Consider the following 16,041-nt stretch of genomic DNA (forward strand, 5'->3'; position numbering starts at 1 on the left):
ATAGGGGGAGTGTCTACGATGAATAAAAGCTGGATAAAAACGACCGCATTATGGAGCGCTTTAATGCTGGGTATGACAGCTGTGACGGCCTGCTCATCGCCAGGAAATGAGGAAGCGTCAAGCAATGCCCCGCAGCCGCAAGCTGTAGCCATCGCAGATGAAGCGATCAAAGCGGGCAAATACGAGGAGCCGCTAAAAATCAATATTGTTCGCCAGATGACCACTGATGTGAAGTTTCGCGCCGGGGAGGACATCAACAATAATCCTCATGTCCAATGGGCCAAGGATACGTTCAATATCGATCTCAATTATTTATGGACGGCCGACAGCAGCGCGATTGATACGAAAATCCGCTTGATTTTGTCCGCGAACGAGGATCTTCCTGATATTATTCAGTATCGGGGCTCTCAGGATGTTATCGACGCATTAATCGATTCAGGCAAGTTCGCAGACGTTGGCGACCTGTTCGACAAGTATGCGGGCGATGCCTACAAAGCAGCGATGGCGGAGGACGAAACAGTCTGGTATCCTTATGTTCGTGATGGAAAAAAGTACGCGATTCCGATTCTCGATTACTCTAACAATAATGACACCGTTTTATGGATCAGAGATGATTGGATGAAAAAGCTGAATTTGAAAGCGCCGCAAACAATTGAAGAGCTGGAAAAGATGATGGAGCTGTTCACGAACGGTGATCCAGACGGCAATGGCAAGAAGGACACCGTAGGGCTGGCAGTTGGCTTGAAAAATGGCATGAACACATGGGGACTCGCGGATGCCGACTTCCTGTTCGGCGCTTACGGCGCAATGCCGGGGCAGTGGAATGTGGATGCCGCGACAGGCAAGCTTATTTACGGCTCGATTGCGCCGGAGGTGAAGACGGTGCTTGCGAAGCTGAAGGAGTGGATGGAGAAGGGCTACATTCACAAGGAAGCGGGATTGCATGATGAAGGCAAGGCTGCTGAATTATTTTCATCAGGCAAGGCGGGAATCGTAGCTGCTCCTTATTGGGCAGGAGGCTGGCCGCTGCCAGCGGTTAAAGAGGTAGATAAAAATGCTGACTACAGCGCATATCCTCTGCCTACGGGACCAGATGGGAAAATTGGCCGCAGCAAATCGGGAACGGGCAATGGAGTCATTTTAATCAATAAAGACTTCAAGCATCCGGAAGCTTTTTTTATGTATGCCAACCTTTTATATGAGCAGCAGGGTAATCCGCAGGCTGGAAGTCCGTTTGAATACGGCTTTAAAGAAGGCTATGATTTTATGCTTCAAGATGGGCAGCCAGTCTGGGATGAAGCTAAGTTTCCGGCAGACAAGCCGCTAATGAATGTTGAAAAGTATACCCTGCTGTTTGATGGCGCCCGCATCCCTTCCCTCGTTATGCAGACGATGAACGATTTGGCAAGTGGCAAGGAGCCGGCTACGGCGTTCGAGCAGAAGCAGTCCAGAGGGTTGGATAAAAATATTACAGCTGGTGCAGTCAACTACAGCCAGCGGGAATATGCGATGCCAAATTTATATATTGGCTCTCCGACCAAAACCTACAAGAAGCGCTGGGATTTCCTCAGCAAAAGCGAAAAGGAAACGTTTAATAAAATCATTTACGGCGGCAGTCCGATTGACGCCTTTGACGCGTTCGTCACACAGTGGAAAGCTTCTGCTGGGGACACCATTACCGAAGAGGTTAATGAATGGTATGCTGCTGTTCAAAAATAAGTAATCGGGCAACCTAACATCGGATAAACAATAGAAGCGCCCAATCCCTTAGGAGGGGAATACGGCGCTTTTTTTGCTCAGGAAGGAAGGCTCCGTAATGGAGAAATCAAATATTTTCAAAAAAATATTAGCCATTATGGGGCTGCTGCTCATCCCTGTTATCGGTTTGTATTCCTATTCAAATCAAATAAGCATTCATGTCGTAGAGGACCAAATCAGGCAAAACAGCGGGGACAAGCTTTCTTTCTTTGTTCAACAGATTGATGCTGAATTTGATCAATATATGATTTCAGTTAATAATTTAGCCATTGAGCCGCTAGTACGCGCTTTTACAACACTGCCCTCCTCCAGCACGAATTCCGAGCTGTTTGAGACGAAGCTGAGACTGCAGGATGATTTGGACATCAAAGGGAAGGCCGGTATTCTGGAGCGTGCTTATACGTTATATGCGCCGCTTTCAGGGGAAGTAGTCAGCACACACGGTTCTATATCCTATAAGCAAATGTTCATCGATACGGTGCATAAAGGCGAGCTTAAGCCGTTCATATGGACCTACTCGGTAGAGGACAATAGCCGAATACCGAACGCTTTCGTTTATCGGATTGTGGAGCCGCTGTTCGTTTACGAGGATCTGGAGCAGGCTGATCTGGTGGGCGAGATTCGGGTCGATACGAGAGATATTACGGATATGCTGACCCGGTTTAAGGCGGACAGTCCCGGCGACCCTTTTTTATATCATGAAAATGCTGCCCCCATCGTTGCGCGTACAGCAGATATGCAGCGAATTAATGAACTGCTGCCTTTGTTTGAGAAATACAAGGAAGATGTAAAGCAAGGGACGTTCCTGGCATCGCTGCAAAATGAAGAATATATGATCCTTTATGCCAAGTCGGAGGCTACAGGCTGGTATTTAATCGAATATATGCCGCTTGAAAGCATTCTTTCTCCGATAACCTCCAGCCGCAATTGGTTCTGGATATCACTTTGTCTAATTTTGCTCATAAGCGTGTTATCCGCATTTTTGCTTTATCGCAATGTCCAGGTCCCGATTCGGGAGCTGTATTTGGCCGCCAAGCGGCTGCGCAGGGGCGATTATACCGTACGTGTTGGCAGCCGCAAGCATGACGAATTCGGTTATTTATTTGAACAGTTCAATTTGATGAGCGAGCAAATCCAGCATTTAATCAATAGTATCTATGCGGAGAAGCTGCATGCCAGAGAAGCCACGCTGAAGCAGCTGCAATCGCAGATTAATCCACACTTTCTGTACAATTGCTTATTTTTCATTAAAAATATGACGCGCATTGGCGAGCGGGACGCCGTAATGGCGATGGCGGTCAAGCTGGGGGACTATTATCGCTATACGACCCATGTAGATCAGCAGGAAACGACGCTGCGCGAGGAAATCAAGCTGACCCACAACTATTTGTCGATTCAAAATATGAGGATGGACCGCATTCACTTTCAAATTATAATTCCGGATGCCATGCTGGAGCTCAAGCTGCCGAGGCTGATCGTGCAGCCAATTATTGAGAATGCCATTATTCATGGCTTGGAGCCAAGAGAAGGGACAGGCATGATTAAAGTTACGGGCTTTATCGGCGAGCATGGATATGAAATAGTATGTGAAGATGATGGTGTGGGCCTCAGTGATCAGGAGCTGCTGCGGCTGCGGCAGAAAATCAGCGCTAATGCAGGGCTGGACGAGAGCTGCGGCCTGCGCAATGTCCATCAGCGGCTTGTTCATAAATACGGCGGAGCGTCTGGCCTCACGCTGGAGCATTCGTCTAAAGGTGGCCTTCGCGCAACGATACGGTGGAGGGCACTCTCAAGCGGACGTGAGAGTGAGTGAGTGAGTGCGTGAGTGCGTGCATAAGTGCATGCGTGCGCGAAGGCTGCACGGAGCGCTGCAATCATGTCAGGAAAAAAGGAGACTTGGCCATGTACCAGCTCATGATCGTTGATGATGAACGTTCGGTAGTTGAAGGGGTTGCGGCGACGCTGCTTGAATATGGAATGGCTGACGTTGAAATTCATAAAGCTTTTTCCGCTTCGGATGCGCTGGCGATTATGCGCAAATGCCCTATGGATCTAATCATTACGGATATCCGGATGCCGGGCATTTCCGGTATAGAGCTCATGGAGCGCGTGCGAAAATCATCAGATTCGACCGCTATTATTTTGCTCACAGGCTATGCCGAATTTGAATATGCCAAGCAGGCGCTGACTAGCGGCGCCTCTGATTATTTGCTCAAGCCGGTCAATGACGAGGACCTGATTAGCGCGGTAAATAAGGCGCTGCAAGCTGTACAGAAGGAATGGGAAGCAGCCGTTTCACGTGATAACACACAGCGAGCAATGCGGGAAAACTTGCCGCTGCTGCAGCAAGACTTGCTGATTGATTTGCTTCAAGATCGGGAGATCTCACCCGCTGCATTAGAACAGAGGCTTCAGCAGCTCTCGCTTCCTTTTTCACCGAAGCATTCTGTAAGTCTGCTGCTGATTCGGCTGGAGGAGCCTTTTTTTCAATATGGGCACAATGATCGGGCTTTGCTTGAATATGCGGTCGGTAATATTGCCGAGGAGGTGCTCAGCGATTTTTATCAATTGTGGATGTGCAAGGATTCCCGTGATTATTTGGCCGTAGTGGTCCGCGCATTGGATGGGAAGGGCGGCATGACAGATGAATTGGCGGAGCAGGAGCTTGCGCGTCGGTGCCTCTATTTGCAGCAGCAGGTGCAGCGGTATTTGAATGGGTCGATATCGGTTGTCATCAGTGCTTGGGGGCGGTTTCCCGAGCATTTGGCCGCCTCCTATCGTCAGGCGCTTACGGCATATCTCAAGCATGTCGGCTCAGGAAGGGGGTTGCTGCTTCCGCTCGGCGAGCAGTTGAGGATGAATTCCATCCGTACATTCAAGCATTTGTATGAGCCGCCGCTGCTGTCTGATCTGCTGGAGTCGGGGAGATGGGATTCCTTTATGGAAAAGCTGAGCTTGATTTTCGATGAGCTTGAGACCGATTTTGACGGCTCCGCCGAGCATTCATTGGAGGTCTATTGTGCCGTAACAGGTACACTTAGCTTTATTGCCCATAAAAGCGGGTACGGCTTGTTTGATTTTTTGGAATTAGGTGACCAGCAAATGATGACATTCGAGTCTTTAAGGCAGCAGCGGCTGCTGCGAGATAAGCTGGTTCGATTGGCGGAGAACATACGCAGCCAGCTTGAGACCGAGGCAATGGGCAGCCAATCTAGGCTAATCAAGAAGGTGCAGCGCTTCATTGACGAGCAACTTGCTCATACGATTTCCCTGACGATGATTGCCGAGCATGTTTTCCTTCATCCCGTGTATCTCTCCCAGATGTATAAAGCGGCAACCGATGAAAGCTTGAGCGACTATATGCAGCGAATGCGGATGGAGAAATCGGCCTATTGGCTTCGAAACTCAAAGTTGAAAATTTATGAAATCGGCAGTAAAGTCGGCTACCACAATGCGCCTTATTTTATCAAAGTATTCAAGAAGGTGTATGGCATGACACCGCAGGACTATCGGGAGCTTCATTCGGTATAAGCTGATGCGGGCCCGGCTGGCGCTTCATTTGTGTCAACTTTTCTAATTCATGCTTAGAATTCGATTTTTTGTGACATAAACGTCTGAAATAGGCGTCTTTGGCATGGCATAATCGGGAAGGAAGCTTTTGTTTTCTGCTTGAAATATAGAGAAAGTATATGATTTCGCCAACCTTTCTCTATATTTCTCGGACTTAGAGAAGCATATTTGTAGGAGGAAGAAGCGATGAGTAAAAGGGAACAGGAGCAGAGCCTTAAGCTGCTGCCGGACAAAAACTATACGCCGCTGATTGCGATTTTGACCGTTGTGATCGTAGGGCTAGTGACGGTGCTGTTTTTTCTGCCGGCCTATGACGGGGAGCTTGGCTTCAATGTGAAATTGCTGCCGCTGCTCAATGCGGTATTTAACTGCTTTACGTTTATTGCTCTGGTCGTAGCTTTAGTTGCGATTATCAAAAAGAACATCAAGCTGCATCGCCGTTTTATTGGAGCGGCATTCGTCTCGACGACCTTATTTCTCGTGTCCTATGTGACCTATCACTATTTGACGGAATCGACGAAATATGGCGGCGAAGGGGCATTGAAGAGCATTTATTTCTTCGTGCTGATTACGCATATTTTGCTGGCAATCGTCGTTGTGCCGCTGGCGCTGCTATCTGTGGCAAGAGGCCTCTCCATGCAGGTCGAACGCCACCGCAAAATCGCGAGATGGACGATGCCGATCTGGCTCTATGTCAGCTTCACGGGCGTTGTCGTCTACTTGATGATTTCGCCGTACTATTAAGGAGGAGCGGATTTCCGCTTCGCCATGCAAAAATAAAACCGGGTACAGCCTGTCACTTTAAAGGACAAGCTGTACCCGGTTTTATAATCAGAGGAGCATTCGAATGGCCTTCGCTATCTATGCTCTTCCATTCCTATCGTGTCACGCTTAAACATTGCTTCTTAGCAAGGCAGGTCTAGCACGTACGGCAAGCCTAGCACACAAGGCAAGCTTAGCGCACTTACCGCAAGCCTACAAGCTTCCACCGCCGAGCTTGCGCCCGATATACTGCTCGTAAGCTTGGGCTACGGCGCACATATCCAGCTCGCTTAGTCCCATTGACTCCCCAACCTGGAACATGCTCTTCGCCGACTCTAGCAGCGGTGTGGGCACGCGCAGGCTGTCTGACAGTACGGAGGACAGCTTAAGGTCCTTGAGCATCAGCTCTAGCGAAAACTGCACATCATAATTGGCATTGATCAGCTTAGGGCCCTTCAGCTCAGCCGATTTGCTCGATGCGCTGCCGGCCTGCACCAGCTCTAGAAAGGCGCTGCTGTCGAGCCCGCCGCTTGCGGCAATCGCCATGCCTTCCGTCAGCGCAACAACGTTGATGCCGACGATTGTATTATGCGCCAGCTTGGCAATGGAGCCGCTGCCGTTTTGGCCCATATAGATGAGCTTGCCGCCCATTGCTAGCAAAATGTCGTCATTGGCGTCGAGCACCGCCTTGCTGCCGCCAATCATAAATACAAGCGTTCCGGCATCGGCTGCCGGTTTGCTGCCTGTAACCGGGGCATCGAGGAACGAGGCACCCTTCTGCTCGGCGGTTGCCGCTAGCTCGCGCGCCAGACTTGGCGAGATGGTGCTGCTGTCAATAAGCACAGTGCCGGAACGGACGGCGCCGAAAATCCCATTTTCACCATAATAAACGTCCCGTATTGCTTGATCATTGCTGATCATTGTAATCACGACATCGCTGCCAGCGGCCGCTTCGGCCGGAGTTAATGCTTCAGTCGCTCCAAGCTCGATTAGCGCTGCCGCTTTTCCGGGCGTGCGGTTGTACACCGTGACGCTATAGCCTTTGCGCAGCAGGTTCGCCGCCATTCCCATACCCATTACACCAAGTCCGATAAATGCTGCTGTTTTCATCAAAAGCTTCCTCCCATGGCTAGCGTTTTCCTTTCATTATACGGCTTCTTCATCAAGATTTCATTGTTATAAGCTTGTTTTTATAGTTTAAATCCGATATTGTAGATTTGACGCTATACATGATGTTGATTATCAGTGGGGGGAAGCTTGAGCCCCGCCGTTAATCGTACGATATTTTAAAAACGGCAGCGATGCCGTTTATATTCCTAAGGAGGCTTATTTGTTTATGAGTAAAACGGTACATTTCGATTACAGCAAAGCACTAACGTTTATTGGGCAAAATGAGATCGACAACTTGACACAGCAAGTTCGTCTTGCGCATGATCAACTACATAACGGCACGGGTACAGGCTCTGACTACCTGGGCTGGATTGACCTTCCTGAAAACTATGACAAAGAAGAATTCGCCCGCATCAAGCAAGCGGCTGAAAAAATTAAATCGGACTCCGAGGTGCTGATCGTAATCGGCATCGGCGGTTCTTACCTGGGTGCGCGCGCAGCGATCGAAATGCTGTCGCATTCCTTCTATAACCTGCTGCCGCATGAGCAGCGCAAGACGCCGCAAGTACTTTTTGCCGGCAACAACATCAGCTCCACTTACGTGACGCATTTGACGCAGCTGCTTGAAGGCCGCGACTGGTCGATCAACGTTATTTCCAAATCCGGCACAACGACTGAGCCAGCGATCGCTTTCCGTCTGTTCCGTGAACTGCTGGAGAAAAAATACGGCAAGGAAGCTGCACGCAAGCGTATTTATGCAACGACGGACAAACAGCAAGGCGCGCTCAAAAAGCTGGCATCCGAAGAAGGCTACGAGTCGTTCATCATCCCTGATGACGTTGGCGGCCGTTATTCCGTATTGACAGCTGTAGGCTTGCTGCCAATCGCAGCAGCTGGCGTTGATATTGATGCCATTATGAAAGGCGCGGCTGACGCTGCCAAAGAATACAGCAATCCGAATCTGGCTGAAAATGAAGCCTACCAATATGCGGCTGCCCGCAACTCGTTGTACCGCAAAGGCAAAACAACTGAAATTCTCGTTAACTACGAGCCTTCGCTTCACTTCGTATCGGAGTGGTGGAAGCAGCTGTTTGGCGAGAGCGAAGGCAAGGACTACAAAGGGATCTATCCTTCCTCCGTTGATTTCTCGACAGACCTTCACTCGATGGGCCAGTTCATCCAAGAGGGCAACCGCAACATTTTCGAAACCGTTATTCAAGTGAAGGAAGTGTCCGAGCACATTTCCATCGGTCATGACGATGCGGATTTGGATGGTCTGAACTTCCTGACGGGCAAAACGATGGACTTCGTCAACAAAAAAGCATTTGAAGGCACTTTGCTTGCGCATACAGACGGCCAAGTTCCTAACTTTATCGTCAACATTGCGGATTTCTCGCCATACACCTTCGGCTACCTCGTGTATTTCTTCGAGAAGGCTTGCGGCATCAGCGGCTACTTGCTCGGCGTAAATCCATTTGACCAACCGGGCGTAGAAGCATACAAGAAAAACATGTTCGCGCTGCTTGGCAAACCGGGCTACGAGAAGGAGAAAGCGGAGCTGGAAGCGCGCCTGTAGGCGTCGTTTCCGACTTCCTTCCTGATGAAGCTTGAACGTTACCGAACGGTTAGGCAGCAGGCCCATGCCGAAATCGTCATCAAGCGCTCCCGATTTATTGGCTATGCAAAGCCAGTAGAGACCGAGGAGGAAGCGGTGCAGTTTATTGACGAGATCAAGCGGCTGCACAAAACCGCGACGCATAACTGCTCCGCCTATATGGTGGGGGAGCGCGACCAATTCCAGAAGCAGTCTGACGACGGCGAGCCAAGCGGCACGGCGGGCAAGCCGATTTTGGAGGTCATTAAGCACAAGGGTCTCAAAAATATCGCCGTCGTCGTCACCCGCTATTTTGGCGGCACGATGCTGGGCGCCGGAGGACTCGTCCGGGCCTACACAGACGGCGCGGTAGCCGGAATCGAAGCGGCAGGCGAGATTGTCAACGTCCTGCACCGTGAGGTGCGGGTTTCCGTTGACTATACTTGGTATGGCAAGCTGGAGAACGAGCTGCACGGCCGTGGCATACGCGTAGGCGGCACGGAGTTTACGGACCGCGTCATCGTCAGCTGTTTGCCGGCGGAGCCGGAGGCGGAAGCTTTTATCGCGTGGATGACGGATTTCACGCAGGGCCAAGCCGAGATAGAAGCAGGCGAGAGCGTCTATTATATTGAGGGCGAATAAAAAGCCCAATATGTGCTATTAAAAATTGCAAAAAAGCGCCTTATTCATAAACCCATTGGGGATAATGAATAAGGCGTTTTTTGTCATGGTTGATATCTTTTATCTTTTTTCCTGAGCGGTTTTGGCGATTTTGTTCTGTGGTTTTTCAATAGTAGCTGGAAAAGGGTCGGAGCGGAGTGAAAGGTTTGGGGGTGAGAAGCGGAGCGTTCGCCTTTGCCTTTGGAATTCTACCTTAGATAGAATAAATTCAAAGAATTCCAAAGGCAACAGCGATCGAACTCCCAACCTTTCACGCAGCGCAGACTCCATTTCCAGCAATCAGTTGAACTCCACAAATAAAAGGCCAATTTAGCATTGACTTGGACTAATATGATCTGCTAAATTGATAATACCAAGTTTGTTAATAGGGATTATCTTTTTTGCTTTATCTTTTCGTATTTGTACTTTTCTATTTTCGTCTGTGGTTTCACCTACGACACGAGTCGATGGTCTGGAGGGTAACGTCAACGTGAATGCTATGTTTCGAAACAAATGGTGGAGCTTCGGCTTCCGAAGTACGGTTATGCTTTATTTTATTATCCTGATTATTATTCCGATTTTCGGCATTTACACGCAATCGCTGTCGCTTGGCTGGCAGCCGTTCTGGGAAAGCGTAAGCGATCCTCTCGCGTGGAAAGCGGTGCTGCTCACCGTCAGGCTTGCCGTTATTGCGACGATAATCAACATTTTTCTTGGAACGATGATTGGCTGGGTGCTTATTCGCTACAAATTTCCCGGGAAAAGATTTCTCAACTCGCTCGTCGATTTGCCTTTTGCTTTGCCGACAGCGGTTGCTGGGCTGATGATTTTGCTGCTGCTGGGCCCACGCAGCTTTGTTGGCGGTTTGGCGACGAAGCTTGGCTTCGATATCGTATTCCATGAACCGGCGATTATTATCGCGATGGTGTTCGTCACCTTCCCATTCGTTATCCGCGCTGTACAGCCTTTGCTGGAGGAGCTGGATCGCTCGGAGGAAGAAGCGGCGTATACGATGGGTGCTTCAAGAGCGCTGACGTTTTTTCGCATTATTTTACCGTCGATGCTTCCAGGTATTATAAGCGGAGCGATGCTGGCATTCTCGCGCGGCATAGCCGAGTTTGGTGCAGTTGTGCTAGTAGCGGGCAACATTCCTGGCAAAACGCTCATTGCATCGGTTTATATTTTTGGGGAAATCGAAAGCGATAATCCGCAGGGAGCAGCGGCGGTTTCCGTTATTTTGCTCACCTTATCCTTCGTCATCTTGTGGACGGTTAACCTGATTCAATCCAGGAGGCCGGGCCAATGAGAAAACTATGGATTACGCTCACTTACGTCGTATTTATCCTTCTACTTATCATACCGCTTGTCGAAATCGTGCGCGGGTCCTGGGCAGAAGGCTGGAGTGGTTTTACTGAAGGGCTGCTCAGGCAGCAATCGCTTCATGCCCTCAAGATGACCGCATTAATCGTCGTTATTGTAACCGCATTAAACACACTTTTTGGGGTCATGCTTGCGCTTTATCTGGTACGGGCAAAATGGATCGGGCCGCGTATCAAGCGCCTGCTGAACAGCTTGGTAGACCTGCCGTTTGCGGTCTCTCCGGTTATCGGCGGTTTGATGATTGTTCTTATTCTTGGACCAAGTACCGTTATTGGAACCTTTTTCGAAGCGTCGGGCTTTAAAATCGTCTACGCCTTGCCAGGCATGGTGCTTGCAACGCTATTCGTCACTTTCCCGCTCATGGTGCGCGAGGTACTGCCCGTATTGCAGGAAATCGGGGCCCAGCAGGAGGAAGCGGCGTCTACGCTTGGCGCATACTCGTGGTATACGTTCTGGCAGGTGACATGGCCGTCGATTCGTTGGGGTGTCATTTACGGTGTTGTGCTGACGGTTGCCCGCTCGCTTGGCGAGTTTGGCGCTGTGCTCGTCGTATCCGGCAATATTATGAATAAGACGCAGACGGCAACGACGCTCGTGTATCAGGATGTGGAAAATTTTAATGTTGTGGCTGCGAACGGGGTTGCGCTCGTGCTTGCGGCGTTCTCCGTAGGATTGCTGCTATTAATGGAATGGGCCAAGAAACGAAAGGAAGTGCATTAAGCCATGCATATTGAAGTCCGTAATTTAAACAAAAGCTTCGGGGATTTTCATGCGGTGCAGGATGTCAGCTTCGATATTAAGAAAGGCCAGCTTATTGGCCTGCTAGGGCCGAGCGGCGGCGGCAAAACGTCAATTCTCCGCATGCTGGCAGGGCTTGAATCGCCTTCCTCTGGCGATATCGTATTCCATGGCAAGCGCGTCAATGATTTGCCGCCGCAGGAGCGTGGAATCGGTTTTGTATTCCAGAACTATGCGCTGTTCAAGCATATGACCGTTTATGATAATATCGCTTTTGGACTTAAGGTGAAAAAGCAAACCAAAGAACAAATCCGCGAGCGTGTTATGACGCTTGTTGAGCTTACAGGGCTGAAAGGCTTTGAGCATCGTTATGCCCACCAGCTATCGGGAGGCCAGCGTCAGCGTGTCGCCTTCGCTAGAGCACTCGCTCCTGAGCCGCAGCTGCTGCTGCTCGATGAGCCATTTGCGGCGATTGATGCGAAAATCCGCACGGAGCTGCGCACTTGGCTCAAGGAAATGATTGAGCGCGTTGGCATTACGTCGATTTTCGTCACGCATGACCAGGATGAGGCCATTGAGGTTGCTGATGAAATTATGATTATCAGCAAGGGCAGGCTGGAGCAGAAGGGCTCGCCATGGGCGATTTACAAGGACCCGCAGACGCCGTTCGTAGCGAGCTTTATCGGGGAATCGACAATTGTCGAGGATGTTGGCGCATTGAAAGGCTTTGACTCTGCTGCTGGCAAACCGGGAACGAAGGCGCTCATCCGCCCCGAGTATATTGAAATCGGCAAGCCGGGGGAAATTCGCCTTGCATCTGCGACGCTTGCAGCAAACGTTAAGCATATTCATTTCCGCGGCAGCGAGTGGCTGGTTGAGCTTGAGGTAGGTTCGGTTAAGCTTGTCACCTACCGTTCGCTGGAGAAGGATGTGCTGCAGCCGGGAGACCGCGTTCAAGTGCTGGTGCACCGGGCATATTTGTTTAATGATCAAGAGAGCTGGATTCAGGAAAACAGCCTGAAGGAAGATCCAATGCCAATTCATATCTAATAGCTTGGGTTTGAAAACATCGAGCAGAAAGAGTTGTATGCCATTATGAATGCTATTCAGACAACAAGCCGCTGTATACTTGCCCTGCTGCTTGCGACCGCCCTGCTGCTTGTTGCAGCGGGCTGTGGCGAAGCGCGAGACAATGACCCGGCGGTGGAATCTTCCGTTCCAAACGGCGATGTCACGCTTGTCATTGGTGCATACTCCATAGTGAAGGATGCTTTCGCCGAAATTTTGCCGCAGTTCCAGACGTACTGGCTGCAGCAAACGGGACAAAAGGTTGTATTTCAGGAATCCTATGAAGCCTCTGGGACACAAGCGCGGGCCATTATAGGCGGATTTAATGCCGACGTTGCCGTGCTGGCGATGGAGGGCGACGTCAACAAAATTGCCGATGCGGGACTTATCAACCCGAATTGGAAGGAGCAAGCGGACGGAGAATTCGTGACCAAGTCGATTGTTGTGCTTGGCACACGTGAAGGCAATCCGCTGAACATTCAAGATTGGTCCGATCTTACTCGCAGCGGAGTGAAGGTCGTCTATCCGAATCCAAAAACATCTGGCGGCGCCCAGTGGGATATTAATGCAATTTACGGCGCGGGATTGAAGCAGTCGGAGGAAGAGACAGGTGCCAAGGACCCGGCATTTGCGAAAAACTTCCTCAAGGCGGTCCATGCCAACGTGGAATCGCTTGATAAAAGCGGCCGTGCTTCTATGGCGGCGTTCGAATACGGTGTCGGCGACGTGATCGTGACGTATGAGAACGAACTGCTCGCCCGCATTAAGCAGGGCAAGGACTATCATATCGTCGTGCCGAAAAGCACGATTCTGATTGAAAACCCGGCGACGGTAGTAGACAAAAATGCAGACAAGCACGGCACCCGCGAGGTGGCCGAAGCGTTCATCCATTATTTGCACAGCGATGAAGCGCAGCGTGTGCTTGTCGATTATGGTTTCCGTTCTGTCAATGAGACGGTAGCCAAGGAATCGGCGAGCAAATACACCGTGCCCGAGCAGCTGTTCGACATCAGTTATCTCGGCGGCTGGCCCGAGGTAAAGAAGACGCTCTATTCCAAAAAGGGCATCTGGTACCAAGTGCTTGCGGGTATTTAATTCCAATCAAATGTGCAGTTGCACTTAATAATGGAATTAGACATTGTAATAAATCTTGCAACAACAAACAAACCGTGGATCTGGCTATTAAATGAGCCAGATCCACGGTTTGTTTTATTGCCCCAAAAAAATGGGTAAACGCTTTAAGGTTGTATAGGTGAGCGGGTCGTAGCGGAGTGAAAAGGTGGGGGTGGAGAAACGAAGTGCTCGCTTTTGCTGTGGAATTTCAGCCGTTCACGGCTAATTCGAGGAAATTCAACAGCAATGGCGATCGTAACCCCCACCTTTTCGCGCAGCGCAGAATCCCATCTCACCTAAACCTATCCCTTACGAGTTTAAAACGAATTTTTCAAATACGTGACGAACGCCCTCATCATTATTGCTAAGCGTCACATAATTAGCAACCTCTTTCAGCGCTGGAATTGCATTAGCCATTGCTACGCCAAGTCCAGCCGCTTCGATCATCTCGTGATCATTCCAGGCATCGCCGATTGCAATCGTTTGGTCCATTGTGCAGCCAAGATGCTCAGCCATAAAGCGCAGCGCATGTCCTTTTGTTCCTTCTTTATGCATAAACTCTAAATAATGAGCTTTGGATTTCGTAATATGCACACGGTCGCCGATAAGCGCCTTGAGCTGCTCAGCAATTTCATCGAGATAGTCCGGCTCATCGATAATCAGCATTTTCGTATTCGGCTGCTCCAGCAGCTCCTCGAAATCTGGTGCTACCGTGTAAGGGATTTTGGATAGGCGCGAATACATAAGTGCCTTATCATTCGCTTCCTTCACAAACAGCTGGTCATCGACATAAAGCTGCAAATGCAGGCCATGTTTTTCTGTAAAAGCATACAGCTCCTTGGCCGCATCGGTAGGCACGCTGCGCTCATACAGCACCTTACCGTCCAGCAGCGTTTTTACTAGCGAGCCCTGATACGTAATGATGGGCACATTGAGCTGGATTTGCTCAGCGATTTGTCTGGCCGAAGCGTACATTCTTCCGGTAGCCAGCGTCACCGTTACGCCTTTCGCGATCGCTTCCTCCATGGCGCGTTTCGTTCCTTCAGTCACAACGAGTTCATCGTTCAACAGTGTATCGTCAACATCAATTGCAATTAGTTTATACATAATGACAATATGTTCCCCTCTCCAAGCATCTTTATCGTGTGCATAAGCTAGGTTGATTGTAGCGAAAAATCGGCGTTCGTACAAGCGATCATCCGCTTTTCCTGTATAATAGAAAAGGCTGTTAAAGAATGGACAGAGAGAGGATGGGCAAGGATGAAGCTAAGATGGGGGATTTTAAGCGGTGCGAGCATTGCTATACATACGATGATTCCAGCCATTCAGCAGGCAGAGCGGGGCGAGGCGGTTGCAATTGCGAGCCGCAGCATCGAACGTGCTGTTGAAGCAGCAGAGCGGTTAGGTATTGAAAAAGCGTACGGCTCCTACGAGGAGCTTCTAGCTGATCCAGATATTGATGCGGTCTATATTCCGCTGCCGAATCATTTACATAAGGAATGGGCGATTAAAGCGGCTGAGGCTGGCAAGCATGTGCTTTGCGAGAAGCCATTTGCAATCACGGCAGCGGATGCGGGGGAAATGGCAAAGGCGGCACAGACGGCAGGCATCGTCATGGCGGAAGCTTTCATGTATCGCCATCATCCACGCTTTGAGCAGATAAAGGCGATTATCGCGTCTGGCGAAATTGGCGAGCTTCGCGTCATAACAGGCTCGTTTACGTTCAATAACGCAGCGGATGCGGGCAATGTTCGCTACAACGCGGAATGGGGCGGCGGCTCCTTGTATGACATCGGCTGCTACCTCATAAGTGCAGCACGGCTTATATTGGGCGGGGAGCCGGTGGCAGCGAGCGTCCATGGTTTATTTTCCAAGGAGCATGGCGGGGTAGACATGATGGCTTCTGGCATTCTGGAGTTCGCAAATGATGTATGCCTCGTATTCGACTGCGGCATGTGGGCAGCTTACCGCAACCGCATGGAAATTCTCGGGACGAAGGGGCGGATTGAGCTGCCGAACGCTTTTGGCCCGGGCGAAGAGGATTATTTTATTGTACATACGGAGGATGGCCAGCGTAAGGAAGGGCCTTTCAACCTGAACACTTATGTGATGCAAATCAACCGAATTGCACAGATTGCCGCTGGTGAGGAACAGCCGCTGTTTGGTCCTGAGGATGCGATAGCGGGGACTGCGGTAATTGAGGCCTGTCTCACCTCGGCACGAGAGCAGCGGCGGGTTCTTTTGTGAAAATTTGCTCCATCCCCCTTCAATAAGATACAGTAAAGAAA

13 protein-coding genes are annotated in these 16,041 nt (G+C 50.1%); 11 read left to right on the forward strand and 2 right to left on the reverse strand.

Annotation, left to right across the window (positions count from 1 at the left end; all coding sequences use genetic code 11):
* The first annotated feature begins 18 nt into the window (after positions 1-18).
* The 4 genes from AC50YG_RS15745 to AC50YG_RS15760 all read left to right on the forward strand — a co-directional run bounded on the left by AC50YG_RS15745 (position 19) and on the right by AC50YG_RS15760 (position 6,072).
* Positions 19-1,719: an extracellular solute-binding protein gene (locus tag AC50YG_RS15745; RefSeq protein WP_494827975.1), complete on the forward strand. Its 1,701-nt coding sequence runs from the start codon at positions 19-21 to the stop codon at positions 1,717-1,719.
* A 97-nt stretch (positions 1,720-1,816) separates the two neighbouring features.
* Entirely contained in the window at positions 1,817-3,571 is a 1,755-nt protein-coding gene (locus AC50YG_RS15750; RefSeq protein ID WP_494827976.1) for a sensor histidine kinase, read from the forward strand.
* 89 nt (positions 3,572-3,660) lie between these two features.
* Positions 3,661-5,289 carry a response regulator gene (locus AC50YG_RS15755; RefSeq protein ID WP_494827977.1) on the forward strand — a complete coding sequence of 543 codons (1,629 nt, stop codon included), beginning with the start codon at positions 3,661-3,663 and terminating at the stop codon, positions 5,287-5,289.
* Positions 5,290-5,514: 225 nt separating this feature from the next.
* Positions 5,515-6,072 carry a DUF420 domain-containing protein gene (locus AC50YG_RS15760; RefSeq protein WP_341279055.1) on the forward strand — a complete coding sequence of 186 codons (558 nt, stop codon included), beginning with the start codon at positions 5,515-5,517 and terminating at the stop codon, positions 6,070-6,072.
* A gap of 231 nt (positions 6,073-6,303) precedes the next feature.
* On the opposite strand, the gene AC50YG_RS15765 is transcribed toward AC50YG_RS15760, so the two are convergent.
* Complete coding sequence (locus AC50YG_RS15765) at positions 6,304-7,200, reverse strand: NAD(P)-dependent oxidoreductase (protein WP_473760827.1); 897 nt, start codon at positions 7,198-7,200, stop codon at positions 6,304-6,306.
* A gap of 226 nt (positions 7,201-7,426) precedes the next feature.
* Between AC50YG_RS15765 and AC50YG_RS15770 the strand changes: the two genes are divergently transcribed.
* From AC50YG_RS15770 to AC50YG_RS15795, 6 genes are all read left to right on the forward strand, one after another.
* Complete coding sequence (locus AC50YG_RS15770) at positions 7,427-8,776, forward strand: glucose-6-phosphate isomerase (RefSeq protein ID WP_430161594.1); 1,350 nt, start codon at positions 7,427-7,429, stop codon at positions 8,774-8,776.
* 24 nt (positions 8,777-8,800) lie between these two features.
* Positions 8,801-9,436: a YigZ family protein gene (locus tag AC50YG_RS15775; protein ID WP_494827978.1), complete on the forward strand. Its 636-nt coding sequence runs from the start codon at positions 8,801-8,803 to the stop codon at positions 9,434-9,436.
* 508 nt (positions 9,437-9,944) lie between these two features.
* Positions 9,945-10,760, forward strand: coding sequence for a sulfate ABC transporter permease subunit CysT (gene cysT, locus AC50YG_RS15780; RefSeq protein WP_473760821.1), 816 nt, complete (start codon positions 9,945-9,947; stop codon positions 10,758-10,760).
* The gene (locus AC50YG_RS15785) at positions 10,757-11,554 is read left to right on the forward strand and encodes a sulfate ABC transporter permease subunit (RefSeq protein ID WP_056041368.1); all 798 of its coding nucleotides are present in this window, start codon (positions 10,757-10,759) and stop codon (positions 11,552-11,554) included. Before cysT ends, AC50YG_RS15785 begins: the two co-directional genes overlap by 4 nt.
* Positions 11,555-11,557: 3 nt before the next feature.
* Complete coding sequence (locus AC50YG_RS15790) at positions 11,558-12,622, forward strand: sulfate/molybdate ABC transporter ATP-binding protein (RefSeq protein WP_341279050.1); 1,065 nt, start codon at positions 11,558-11,560, stop codon at positions 12,620-12,622.
* A 45-nt stretch (positions 12,623-12,667) separates the two neighbouring features.
* A complete protein-coding gene (locus AC50YG_RS15795; RefSeq protein ID WP_494827979.1) occupies positions 12,668-13,735 on the forward strand; it encodes a sulfate ABC transporter substrate-binding protein in 1,068 nt (355 codons plus the stop codon).
* 327 nt (positions 13,736-14,062) lie between these two features.
* Here the strand turns inward: AC50YG_RS15795 and AC50YG_RS15800 are convergent, their stop codons facing one another.
* The gene (locus AC50YG_RS15800; RefSeq protein ID WP_494827980.1) at positions 14,063-14,860 is read right to left on the reverse strand and encodes a Cof-type HAD-IIB family hydrolase; all 798 of its coding nucleotides are present in this window, start codon (positions 14,858-14,860) and stop codon (positions 14,063-14,065) included.
* Positions 14,861-15,013: 153 nt separating this feature from the next.
* Here AC50YG_RS15800 and AC50YG_RS15805 point away from each other — a divergent pair, with 153 nt between their 5' ends.
* The gene (locus AC50YG_RS15805; RefSeq protein WP_494827981.1) at positions 15,014-16,000 is read left to right on the forward strand and encodes a Gfo/Idh/MocA family protein; all 987 of its coding nucleotides are present in this window, start codon (positions 15,014-15,016) and stop codon (positions 15,998-16,000) included.
* Positions 16,001-16,041: the final 41 nt, after the last annotated feature.

The organism is Paenibacillus sp. J31R34, from assembly GCF_059383715.1.